The sequence below is a fragment of the Acidaminobacter hydrogenoformans DSM 2784 genome (assembly GCF_900103005.1).
Classification (GTDB): domain Bacteria; phylum Bacillota; class Clostridia; order Peptostreptococcales; family Acidaminobacteraceae; genus Acidaminobacter; species Acidaminobacter hydrogenoformans.
Window position 1 is genome coordinate 48639 of sequence record NZ_FMWL01000014.1, and the last position, 12643, is coordinate 61281.

The following is a 12643-nucleotide window of genomic DNA, read 5'->3' on the forward strand; positions in this document are numbered from 1 at the left end:
CAAAAAAACGGCGCCTCAGGCATCTGATTTGACTGCCTGATTGCGCCGATTTTGATTTTGTTTTCAAATTAACAAATAAATTACTTCAAGAAATCCTTTAGCTTGTCCCCAAAGAGATCACCCAAAGTCGCAGATGCGTCATTAGCTTCCTCTTCCTGCTGAGCGTAAGCTTCATAAGCCTCAGCTTCGTTGTCCTGGGCCGCCTTGATGCTCAGGGAAATACGCTGTTGATCAGCGTCAATGCCCAGAATTCTGACTTTGACTTCTTGACCTACAGAGAGTACATCCGATGGTTTTTCAACCCGCGCATCAGAAATCTGAGACACATGAACCAGGCCCTCGAGACCTTCGCTAAGCTCCACAAAAGCGCCAAATGGCTGAAGTCTTCTGATCACGCCTGTGACGACCTGATCGACGCGGTACATTTCGTTGACCGTATTCCACGGGTTGTTGGCATAATCCGCAAGGCGCAGTGAAATTCTGCGTTTTTCAGGATCGACATTCAGCACGGTCACTTTGACTCGATCACCAACTGAAACGACTTCAGAAGCGCTCTTGACGCGCTTCCATGAGAGCTCGCTCAGATGGACCAGACCATCAACACCGCCAATATCAACAAACGCGCCAAAATCCGCGAGACGTCTGACTACGCCCTCTACGGTTTCACCCGCCTGCAGAGTTTTATAAATTTCTTCTTCCTTCAAGGCTCTTTGCGCTTCGAGATATTTACGCCCTGAAACGACAAAGTCCTTTTTGTTTCTGACTTCAATCGCGACAACATCCATTGATTCGCCTATGACTTCATTCAGGTCCTCAACACGCTCAAGTCTTACCTGTGAAGCTGGCATAAAGAATCTGATGCCTTTATATTTACCCACGACGCCGCCTTTGACGACTTCAGAAACTTTCACGCTCAGTGGTGTGCCACTTTCGAGGGATTCGTTGATCTCGTCCCAGACATCCAGCGCCAGCGCCCTTTTTCTTGAAAGGACGACATTGCCCTGCCCATCATCCTCTTTGACGACGACGAAGCGAAGCTTAGCGCCGACCTCAACACTTTCAATAGACGAACCATCTTCAAAATCCATTTCGTTCTTTGGCATGACGCCGTCTGTCATATGCTCCAAATTGACGACGAGCTCCTCGCCATTATTGGAAATGACCGTACCTTCTACACAATCGCCCTGGTTGAGGCGCGTCATCGATTTATCGATATCGCCCATGAGCTCTTCCATTGTCATCTCATTATCCGTCATTAGTTCCACCCCTTAGTATCAATCAGAATACTCTCATTATACAGGACATCCCGTCATTGGTCAAACTCGCCCAATTTTTGACCAATATTCCCTATTTTTTTGGTTATTTCAAAGCAAAGCCGCCTTGGGCCCGTCGCTGACGACATGCCCAAAGCGGCTTGATAGCATTGCAGTGTGAAAATCTAAAGTGAATTCGTCTAAAAACTGTATCCTTTAATTCCCAAAGGCTCCAAGCTACAAGCTTCCTGCCGGCGGCGGCGTTTCCGAATCTTCCCAGTCCTCAATGGAATCCGCGATCGATTTGCCCGGCGGTATTATTGGAAGGACGTTGATGTTGGAATTCAACTCTACAACGATCAGGTTTGCCACCGGATCTGCCGCAGCAGCATCCAGCGCTTCAGAAAAGCCCTGCAGATCGTAGACCACCTTGCCCTTGAGGCCAAAGGCACTCGCGAGTTTTTCGAAATCTATAACGTCGTGAATATCCGTTTCACTGTAGACGCCGTTTTGGAACATCTTCTGCCATTGACGAACCATACCCAGGGCATTGTTTTTCAGCAGAACAATGTCCAGCTTAATCTTGTGCTCTGCCAGCGATGCCAGCTCATTCATATTCATTCTGAAGCTGCCGTCACCGGTGATCAGAAAGACCTTTTTGTGCGGGCAAGCGACTTTGGCGCCAATTGCCGCCCCGAGTCCAAAGCCCATGGTCCCGAGCCCACCTGAAGTCACCCAGTTTCTGATGCCCTGGAATTCGAGGTACTGCGCTGCCCACATTTGATGCTGTCCGACATCTGTCGCGAATAATGTATTTTCATCCATCCGGTCGTTCAGAGCGGCAAAGATGCTTTGCGGCGTCAGGGCATACTGATTCTTATAGGCAGGCTTTTCGTAAGCCTCAATTTCCTGAAGCCAGGCTTCATGCCGGCGAACACCAAGCTTTTCAACAATCTGGCCAACCATGGTCTTGACATCCCCTACAAGGGATAATGCCACTGGAATGTTTTTGTCTATTTCGGTTTGATCCACGTCCAAATGAATAATTTTGGCTTGCTGGGCGAACCTTTTAGGATCGCCAATGACCCGGTCGCTGAATCGCGCGCCTATGGTCACAATCACATCCGCCTCGTTCATCATTCGGTTGGCAATTTTTGAGCCATGCATTCCAGCGAGACCATAGGACAGCCTGTGGTTCCTTGGAAAGCCGCCCAGGCCCATCAGCGTGTTGAGAACGGGCGCGTCCAGGTTTTCAGCCAGCCTCATAAGCTCTGGCTCACTCTTTGACAGCCTGACACCCCCACCAGCGTAAATCAGTGGCCTCTTCGCATTTTCAAAAAGCGCCGCAACCTTTTCAAGTTGAGCTTCATCGAGGCTCCGCAGCGTCTCTTGAGTCTTGGCAACCTCTCTTGAGATTTCAGGGGACCACTCTGAAAGGAAGAAATCCTTTGGAATGTCGACCAGAACCGGTCCAGGTCTGCCCGAAGTCGCAATCTCAATCGCTTCAAGCAGCGTTGGAACGAGATCCTTCATGGAACGCACCAGCGAATTGTGTTTGGTGATGGACATTGTGATGCCGGTGATGTCGATCTCCTGGAAGGAGTCAAGGCCGAGAAGCCCGCTTGGGACCTGACCTGCGAGGACAACTAAAGGAATTGAGTCGATATAAGCCGTCGCGATCCCCGTGACTGTATTGGTCGCGCCTGGTCCTGAGGTGACAAAGCAGACCCCCACGTTGCCGGTGGCTCTTGCGTAACCATCGGCAGCGTGCACGACATGCTGCTCGTGGGTGAGTCGTACGTGATGAATCTGATCCTGGTATTTATACAGCTCGTGATAGAGCGGTATGACCGCGCCCCCCGGATAACCGAAAACGGTTCCGACACCGGCGTCAATAAGTGTTTTGATAATTGCTTCCGCGCCATTCACAAGCGGTTCCTCCTAACGGCAAATCGCGCCCTTGGATGCTGAAGAGACGCTTGCCCTGTATTTTTTAAGATAGCCGGTAACCGGTCTGTCCGGCGCTTCCCAGTTCGCCTTGCGCGCTTCCCAAACCTCAGGCTCAACGTCAACGTTAAGCGTTCCCTTGTCGAGATCGAAGGCAATCGTGTCACCTTCAGCGACAAACGCGATAGGACCGCCTTCATAAGCTTCCGGTGAAATGTGTCCAATTGCGCCGCCACGAGTTGCTCCGGAAAAACGTCCGTCCGTCAGAAGGGCGACGTGCTCGTCAAGTCCGAGGCCGCTGAGGGTAGAGGTTGGCGCGAGCATTTCGCGCATGCCCGGGCCGCCTTTTGGTCCTTCGTAGCGGATGACAACTATGTCGCCTTTTACGATCTTTCCAGAAAGGAGTGCTGACGTTGCCGCTTCTTCAGAGTCAAAGACTCTCGCCCGGCCTTCGAATTTTCTCATCTTTGGAGACACTGCCGATTGTTTCACGACCGCACCCTCCGGCGCAATATTCCCAAACAGGACCTTGATCCCACCCTGATCCAGATAAGGCGCATCCGTTGTCGCTATAACCTTGCCATCTGGCTGTTTAGCCTTCGCGACACGGGTTTCGAAGTTGCCGTCCACGGTCTGCTGCGACAAATCAAAGCGATCAATGGCCCCGAGGGCTTTAATGACAGCGCTGATGCCGCCGGCTTCATGAAGGTCCTCAATATGATACGGGCCTGCTGGACTCAAACGGCAAAGGTTTGGCGTACTTTTGCTGATTTCATCCACCCTTTTGAGGTCGAGGACCAAGTCGAATTCAGCCGCGATCGCCGTCAGGTGAAGAATGGTATTGCTGGAACCGCCCAGAGCCATATCCACTGCAAGGGCATTCTCGAAGGCTTGAGGTGTCATAATCTGGCTTGGCGTCTTGTTTTCTTCGTAAAGCTTCATAACTGAGGCGCCGGCCATTTTCGCCAGACGCGTACGATCTGCGTAAACCGCTGGAATAGTGCCATTGCCCGGGAGACCCATACCGAGGGCTTCCGTGAGGCAGTTCATGGAGTTTGCGGTAAACATGCCGGAGCAGGAGCCGCAAGTCGGACATGCGCTGTTTTCAAGCTCGTCGATTTCTTCCTCCGACATACCGCCCTGTGCGTGGCGGCCAACGCCCTCAAACACAGTTGTGAGATCCGTCGCTTTTGACTTGGTCTTGCCGGCGAGCATAGCGCCGCCGCTGACGATAACAGTTGGGATGTCGAGTCTCGCCGCCGCCATAAGAGCAGCTGGAACCGTTTTGTCGCAGTTCGGGATGATGACGAGGGCATCAAACGCGTGGGCAATCACCATAGTCTCAATGGAGTCAGCGATCAGCTCGCGGCTTGGAAGGCTGTATCGCATGCCTCTGTGGCCCATGGCGATCCCGTCGCACACAGCAATAAACGGCGCTGCTATAGGCATGCCGCCATTCATCAAAACGCCTTCTTTAACTGCCAGCGCCAGCTTGTCGAGGTGGGTATGACCGGGTACGATTTCATTGTGGCCATGAAGAATGCCGACGAGCGGACGCTCGATCTGCTCATTGGTGAGGCCAAGGGCTTTGAGAAGAGAGCGGTGTGGCGCTCTCTCCACACCGCTCTTCATAGCGGAGCTCTTCACTTTATTTCACCTCCGACTGTTTGATCCACGACATCATAGAACGCAGATTCTTGCCTGTTTCAACAATCGGATGCTCAAGTTCAGCAGCTTTTATTTTATTAAAGATCGGTCGGCCCTTTTCGTTTTCTTCAATCCAAGCTCTTGCGAAATCGCCATTTTGAATTTCAGAAAGGACCTTTTTCATTTCAGCACGGGTATTCTCGTTGATGATGCGCTTGCCAATCATGTAGTCGCCGTATTCAGCCGTGTCGCTGACACTGAAGCGCATGTTCTCGAAGCCGCCCTCGTAGAGGAGGTCAACGATCAGTTTAAGTTCGTGGAGGCACTCGAAGTAAGCGATCTCTTTTTGGTAACCCGCTTCAACGAGGGTATCAAAACCAGCCTTGACGAGCTCTGTAGCGCCACCGCAAAGCACTGCCTGCTCACCGAAAAGGTCCGTTTCAGTTTCTTCTTTGAAAGTTGTCTCGAGGACACCCGCTCTTGCAGCGCCAATACCGGCAGCATAAGCGAGGGCTTTGTCGAGGGCTTTGCCTGAAGCGTCCTGATGAATCGCTACGAGGGCAGGAACGCCACGGCCTTCTTCATAGACTCTTCTGACCAGGTGGCCTGGGCCTTTTGGCGCAATGAGGTAAACGTCAACATCCGCCGGCGGGACAATCTGGCCAAAGTGGATATTGAAGCCGTGCGCGAAAACGAGGGATTTTCCTGCAGTCATGTGCTCAGCAATACCCTCATCATAAACCTTCTTCTGACGCTCGTCAGGAACGAGGATCATGACGACATTTGCAGCACGTGCCGCGTCAGAAACACTCATAACTTTAAGACCATCTGCCTCAGCGCGCTTAACGGATGGGCTGCCTTCATAGAGACCAACCACGACATCGAATCCGCTCTCTTTAAGGTTCATGGCGTGAGCGCGACCCTGGCTGCCGTAACCAACGATAGCCACCGTTTGACCTGCGAGTGCTTCTTTAGAAATTTCGTTTTCGTAATACATCTTTGCCATTTTAATATTTCCTCCTTTTTATCGAACCCAGCGGACGTCATGGACGCCATAGAGTTTTCTGACATGATCAAGAGCGCGGTCCGTCGTTTGGTCCGGCGCGTCCAGTGTGATCCAAAGGGCCCCTTCGTGCTCCTCCATCTCAACGCCGACGACGTCGAACTCTCTTCTTCTCAACGTGCTGAGGACGCGGATCAATCCATCTACACCATGATCGACTTTTGCATGAAGTTTCTTCGTCATTTTAATAACCTCCTGTCTTATTTTCACCGGCGCCTTACGGGTATAAAAAAAGACCCTCCACCACCACGAGCGCCACGGCTCGTAGAGATGGGGGATTCCCCATGGTACCACTCTACTTTACGGTTAAAAAACCGCCTCTTCGAATCGGCGAGCAACGTCGCGAATTCCAGTCTTTTAACGGGGACAACCGTACCGGTCTACTGTTAGTTCGAACCGGAAGCTCCGGAGCGATGTTTCACCGGCGACCCTTACCCGTCTCACACCCTATGACGGACTCTCTGAAAGGACCATTGCCGCTGAAGCTCTCCTTCAACGCATTTAATCAGGTATTAAATGGATTATACTGAATGAACAATTGATTGTCAACACAAGAAAGTTGACTTTTTTACATAATCGTCACAATTTTTTATAAAATTAATGGAACAGAGGCAGAAAAGAAGTGTCCATGGCTTTCAGCCCATGGTCACTTCCTCTGCCTCATAAAAGTTTATTTCAAATTCTCAACGACAGCTTTCACGAGATGTGCCGCTGTCAGGCCATATTTTTCAAGCAGCGCCTCCGGTGTACCAGACTCGCCAAAGGTATCCTTGATGCCTATGCGGACCACTTTGACCGGGCACCCCTCAGAGACAGCCTCAGCTACAGCTGACCCGAGGCCACCAATGACGCTGTGCTCTTCCGCGGTAACAATCAGCTGGGTCTCGCTGGCAGCTTTTAATACAGCCTCCGTGTCCAGTGGCTTGATCGTGTGGAGGTCCAGAACCCGGGCTGAAATATTTTGCTCAGAAAGCGCCTCGGCAGCTATCAACGCCTCATTGACCATGATGCCTGTGGCGATCAGAGTCACGTCTATCCCCTCGCGAAGCACAGCTGCCTTGCCTATTTCAAAGGCTGCGTCCTCTGGGTAGAGGATTGGAACCGCTGAGCGTCCAAGACGTACGTAAACCGGTCCGTCAATTTTAAGGCTCGCTTCAATCAGCGCTTTGGCCGAAACCCCATCTGAGGGTTGAAGCACAGTCATATTAGGAAGCACCCGCATAAGCGCTATGTCTTCGATCGCCTGATGGGACGCGCCGTCCTCGCCCACTGTGATGCCGGCATGGGTCGCGCAGATCCGCACGTTTAAATTCGGATAGCAGATGGAATTGCGGATGATCTCAAAAGCGCGACCTGCCGCAAACATTGCGAAGGTACTTGCGAATGGCTTCAGACCTGACGCCGCCATGCCCGCTGCGACCCCCATCATGTTCTGCTCAGCAATGCCCATATCAAAAAAACGCTCCGGATATTTCTTCGCAAAGACATCTGTCTTCGTGGATTTGGAGAGATCCGCATCCAGTGCAACAATTTCAGGGTACTTCTCACCCAAGGATGCCAGTATTTCTCCGTAGGCTTCCCTGGTCGCCATTTTTTTCTGAGCTGAAGGCTTAGACATGCTCAGCACCTCCCAATTCTTCGATCGCGCGGGCCATTTCCTCTGCAGAAGGCGCTTTGCCATGCCACCCGACCTGGTCTTCCATAAAGGAGACACCTTTCCCCTTGACAGTTTTCGCGAGAATCACCGATGGCGCAGAACTACAAGCTCTGGCTTCTTTGAAGGCTCGCTTCAAATCATCAAAATCATGCCCCTCCGCCATGATGACATTCCAGCCAAAGCTCCTGAACTTTTGGTCCACCGGCGAGACTGACATGACCTCATCATTGGTTCCGTCAATTTGTAGACCGTTGAAATCAAGAATAGCTGTCAGATTGGACAGCTTGTAATGCGCGCCGGACATAGCGGCTTCCCAGATGAGTCCCTCGTTGAGCTCGCCATCTCCCAGCAGCGCGTAGACGCGGCGCGAATTTCCCATCACCCTGGCCGCAACCGCCATCCCTACGGCCGTTGAAAAGCCTTGTCCAAGAGAGCCTGTCGACATTTCAACCCCCGGTATATTTTTCATATCCGGGTGGCCTTGAAGCCTCGACCCCAGCTGTCTGAGCGTAAGCAACTCCGCTGGATCAAAATAGCCCCGTCTTGCCAGTGCCGCGTAAAGCACCGGTGCCGCATGGCCTTTCGAGAGGACGAATAAATCCCGCGACGCCCGCTTTGGCTCTGAAGGGTCAATATTCATTTCGTCAAAGTATAGTGTCGTTAAAATTTCTACTGCAGACAAAGATCCACCAGGATGTCCGGATTTTGCGGCATGCGTCATTTGAATAATGTCCTTTCGGATCTGACGCGAAATGTTCTGTAAATCAGCGCTTTGGTGCGACACGTCTGTACCTCCTGCTTCTTCTTGAGTGTGATCAGCGGCTTTTTTGCCCTGTCAAAACGGATGTTGTTTGCTTGTATTTACTATGACAACAAGTTTCCCAGCCTGCCTGAGACTGATTGGTTTTAGCGCCGCGAAGCACTTTTTTCCTGATCAGCTTGTTCATAGACTTCCCTATGAACACCATTTAAGCTCGTTTTAGGTTCTTCTTGCTTTGGCGTGTAGGCTTTGCTGAAATCTCTGCTGAGCATGACTGTCAGCATAAATTTGGGAAGTGCCATCATCCGACCAATACGGCTCGGGTTTTTAAGTAACCTATACAGCCATTCCAAATTCATTTTTTGATAAAACGCCGGCGCGCGCTTGGCGGTTCCAGCCCACACGTCAGCACTGCCCCCAACGCCCATGGCGATTTTAACATTAAGTATTTTTCGGTGCTTGTAGATCCATTTTTCTTGTTTAGGTGCGCCCATAGCCACAAAAAGTATATCCGGCTTGAGCTCGTTGATGCGGTCTATGATTTTTAGTTCCTGTTCAGGCTTGAAATAACCATCCTGGAACCCCTTGGATTCTATGCAGGGGTATTCCTTCAGTATCGCTTCTGTTGCCCGTTCAGCCACCCCGGGTTTTCCACCTAAAATGTAGATGGATCGTTTTGTCGTATGACAATATTTCAAAATTCGATCCATCAGTTCTATGCCAGGCACACGATCTTCCAGCCCCAGTTTGTGAAGCTTTGAAGCATAGACCAGCCCAATCCCGTCCGGCACCACGAGATCTGCCTCACGGAGGATCGCTTTCAATGCCTTATCCTGTTGTGCCATCATCACAATCTCAGTATTAGGCGTAAAAATCATGGACAGTGCCTCTATATCCATCAGCTGCAAAAATCTATTATAGGCTTCCGCTGGATTTACTTTATCGACACGCACACCAAGTATTTTAATCGCTTCATTTGACATTAGCTTACTTTCCTCCCAGCAATTTCACAAGTTCGCGCTCATTGATATCAAGTCTGGTTTTAAGATCTTCAACTGCTGAGATGAGTGCTGCGCGATCTGTCTCTGTCTTTTCGAGCCTGAATAAAATCTCTTGCGTCAATGTCTCAGGGCTAAAAGCGTTCACTGGTCCAAAGGTGGACTGACCAATGGCCTTCATGAAGTAATCTATCTTGGGGTCATAGGACAGGGCAAGCAGTGGCGTTCCCGCGACCGCCGAGAAAATCAGGGCATGCAGTCTGACGCCCACCAAAAGATCCATACTGTGTATGACGCTGAGGATCTCCTGAATAGCATGACGCTCCACCAAGGTATATATCTTGTCTCCAAAATCCACTTTCAGGCGCCGGATCACTTCCAGGTCCTCTGAAAAATGAAAGGGTACGAAAATAACGGCGCAGCGCTCACGAAGCAGCGCGTTAACGACTTCACAAAGCGCGTCATACGCGCCCTGTTCTCTGAAATCCTTCGACCGCAGCGCAAACGCGACACGCTTTTGGGTTGAGTTTTCATTGAGCCCTGCTGCCTTCAGAAGATTTTCCCCCAGAGCCTTGCCCGGACACGCCATGTCAATAACAGGATCCGCCGTTACAAAAAGCTTTTCTGACCGAATGCCCATCTGAATGAGATCTTTCTTGGAATTCTCTTCCCTGACGGTTATGATGTCGGCACGGTTCAAGACCCACTTTGTTAAAACGCGGTTTACCGGTTTTTGAATTGGCCCAATCCCCTGGCTGTAGACCATGACCTTTTTCCCAAGCAAGCTGGCAGCCATGAGAATCATCAAATAATAATGGATGCTCAGTCTGCCTGTCACGTCCTGGATCAAACTTCCACCACCGCTGATGAGGGTATCACATGACCAAACTGCCCTGAGGACTTTCAGTGGTCTGGCGCGCTCAACCGCCCGTATGCCATATAGAGACCGCGTCCTTTCAGGATTCGCGGAGAGAACTGTAAGCTCAGCTTCAGGCACCGCACTTTGGATCCGCTTTACCATGGTATCCAAAATGGCTTCATCCCCAATATTGCCAAAGCCGTAATAGCCGGAAATCAGAAGATTATGCCTGCTCATTGTCACGGCTCCTTTGCCACTTCAGATAAAGTCCCTCTATCAGCCACTTATCCAGGGCGAGCACAAGAAGCACGGCGGCAGCACCTGTCAGAACCCCGAGCCCCAGCGCGTACAGTTCTCTTGCCGTGGACAAATACAGCGGAGATCTGAGATGCGAAAAGGTGTTTACAATGGAGGAGTACCCCAGTGAAGCAACGAGGACCAGCGGCAGAATAAAGACTTTTTTCTTTTTCGCAGCCAGTGCTGTCACCATCATAACCGCCGGGAACGCCATAAGGAATTCCTTGGTTCTTGGACGGGCCAACAGCATCTGCTCCAGGGCATTTCTAAAAATCATCTCCAGATTTGAAGGTTGAAGCTCAGTTTCATGACCGGACCTGGCAATGTAGACATAAGCGACGACACCTGCAGCGCCCAGGATTGCAATGTGTTTAATCTTTATGCTGGCTTCGAGGAAGGCCAGTAAATCCTTCCAGTAAACACTGCTGCTTTTGATAGCCGCCTGTTCAGCAGACGACTTCCGGCCATAGCCGAACTTTAAGATATAGAGGACTGCGGCCACGGCGACAGGCGCTCCCAAAGACAATTTGACACCTCGGAAAAATTCCATTTCCAGCAGGTAAGAGGATGACGAAAGGAACCCGCCTACATAGTATCCACCTATAAAGGATGCCACAAAAGTCACGACCAACAGGGCCGCAGCTCTGACAAGGATGCCTGAAGCACTGAGCGCTGACTTCCGGTCGTAAAGCTTTTTAAGCTGATCCAATAAAATGAAGACTGAAACCGCGGGAAAAATAAGACTGGAGGACAATCCCAACAGCGTGGTTGACAAATTGGGCGCAATATAAAGGGCACCTGCTGCACCAATGGTTCCGAGGCCCGCAAAGGCAGCACCTAAAATCAGCGAAATCCTGAAAAGTTGTGCAAGGAGCCAAACCACCGCGGCTGCGAGGCCCATAGCTGAAACGACTTTAAGTATAAGGGGCGGCGCGTTGAAGGCCATGATTCCAGGCTCCCCAAAGGTCAATCCATGAGCTTCCAGACGCCTCTCCAGAGAGGAGAACATTCTTTCATACTCGTCCTGATCTGTCAGGTAAACCCGGTCATTTTCAAGAAACGGCCTCATGTAAATGCTCCGAATGTTGCGCTCTGTTATGGCTCTGTAAAGCGTATTTTCAATTTCCTCTGAGCCCTCGTAATTATACATGCCCACCCGCTTTTGGATATAGCGGACTACAGGGAAGACTCTAACCGCATTGAACTGACTGTTTTCTGCCACGTAATCCGCACCCCGGGTCTCGACGTGGCCCAGCTGATTGCCCGCTTCAATGAGGCTGGTCGACAGCCCCAGCCTGTCCAGAGACTGAATCAGCCGGTCCATGGACATGACCTCTTCCCCGTCATAGCCTATGACTTCCTGACCGCTGTAAATAATATAGGATGTATCAAACCCATACGCTGAGAAATCCGCTTCAAAGGCTTTGAGCGCCAGTGTAGGATTCAGCGGATTATTGATTGGACGGGGCAGGACTTCGAGCCCTCCGTCCCGGACTGCTTCAATCTTCTTAGTATCATAACCTATACCAATGCGGTCGAGGAGACTGCCCGCGTATACATCCGGCCTCTCGACCACCTTGCCGTCTGCGGCTGTTATAATGCGCCCCGTCTCGAATAGCGCCTGTGTCACAGTGCCATCTATGATAAACCAGGTTGTGTGCGCATTGCTGTAGGATTTATAAAACGACGGTCCTACCCTTGACCTAAGTCCAGCTTCAATAAAGGCTGCGAGCTCTGGGTCCGAGGTCTCAGCCACCAGGTCGTACCTGTCTGTCCGGCTGCTCTCCAGATCTGAAATTAGCATTTCCGGAAGTCCAAGTGCCCAATGGCTGCGGGAAACGAACTCCAGCTGGGTGAAATACGAAAGAGGCTTGCCTTGGGCTTTTAAGCTCTTCAAGGTTTCTTCGTTCAAGGCAACATGCTTCACACCTTGTTCAGAAAAAAACGCCATCCATGCTTCGAAGGACATTTCCGACTGCTGTGCCATTTCGAAAAATTCATCATAGTCCAGTACTATATCTACAGTTCTCGCCGCCCGTTCCGCTCTTGCTCTGGACACACCGAGAAGGCCCGTCGCGATCAAGCTCAGGGCCATCATAATCACCAGTATTTTCTTCAATGTTTTATTCATGCTTTCGTACTCTCCTCGTTTGGCTTCAGGG

Annotated in this window: 10 protein-coding genes and 1 other annotated feature; all 10 genes read right to left on the reverse strand. The window is 51.0% G+C overall.

The genetic code is table 11. The features are described from left to right. Positions 1-80 precede the first annotated feature (80 nt). Positions 81-1256 (reverse strand): 30S ribosomal protein S1, encoded by a 1176-nt coding sequence (gene rpsA / locus BLP63_RS11985; RefSeq protein ID WP_092591889.1) that lies wholly within the window; start codon positions 1254-1256, stop codon positions 81-83. 234 nt (positions 1257-1490) lie between these two features. Further along, positions 1491-3182 (reverse strand): biosynthetic-type acetolactate synthase large subunit, encoded by a 1692-nt coding sequence (gene ilvB / locus BLP63_RS11990; RefSeq protein ID WP_092591891.1) that lies wholly within the window; start codon positions 3180-3182, stop codon positions 1491-1493. 12 nt (positions 3183-3194) lie between these two features. Beyond that, a complete protein-coding gene (gene ilvD, locus BLP63_RS11995) occupies positions 3195-4847 on the reverse strand; it encodes a dihydroxy-acid dehydratase (RefSeq protein WP_092591893.1) in 1653 nt (550 codons plus the stop codon). Position 4848: 1 nt separating this feature from the next. Continuing rightward, the gene (ilvC, locus tag BLP63_RS12000) at positions 4849-5853 is read right to left on the reverse strand and encodes a ketol-acid reductoisomerase (RefSeq protein ID WP_092591895.1); all 1005 of its coding nucleotides are present in this window, start codon (positions 5851-5853) and stop codon (positions 4849-4851) included. A gap of 18 nt (positions 5854-5871) precedes the next feature. Continuing rightward, positions 5872-6093: an ACT domain-containing protein gene (locus tag BLP63_RS12005; protein ID WP_092591897.1), complete on the reverse strand. Its 222-nt coding sequence runs from the start codon at positions 6091-6093 to the stop codon at positions 5872-5874. 80 nt (positions 6094-6173) lie between these two features. Beyond that, positions 6174-6415 (reverse strand) — a binding site (T-box leader). A 165-nt stretch (positions 6416-6580) separates the two neighbouring features. Further along, positions 6581-7528, reverse strand: coding sequence for a transketolase family protein (locus BLP63_RS12010; protein WP_242870898.1), 948 nt, complete (start codon positions 7526-7528; stop codon positions 6581-6583). Next, entirely contained in the window at positions 7521-8351 is an 831-nt protein-coding gene (locus BLP63_RS12015; protein WP_092591899.1) for a transketolase, read from the reverse strand. The genes BLP63_RS12010 and BLP63_RS12015 overlap by 8 nt, the downstream gene beginning before the upstream one ends. A 122-nt stretch (positions 8352-8473) precedes the next feature. Then, entirely contained in the window at positions 8474-9310 is an 837-nt protein-coding gene (locus BLP63_RS12020) for a WecB/TagA/CpsF family glycosyltransferase (protein ID WP_092591901.1), read from the reverse strand. Positions 9311-9314: 4 nt separating this feature from the next. Further along, the gene (gene csaB, locus BLP63_RS12025; RefSeq protein ID WP_092591903.1) at positions 9315-10421 is read right to left on the reverse strand and encodes a polysaccharide pyruvyl transferase CsaB; all 1107 of its coding nucleotides are present in this window, start codon (positions 10419-10421) and stop codon (positions 9315-9317) included. After that, positions 10408-12612, reverse strand: a complete 2205-nt coding sequence (locus tag BLP63_RS12030; protein ID WP_092591905.1) for a DUF5693 family protein — start codon at positions 12610-12612, stop codon at positions 10408-10410. The genes csaB and BLP63_RS12030 overlap by 14 nt, the downstream gene beginning before the upstream one ends. Positions 12613-12643: the final 31 nt, after the last annotated feature.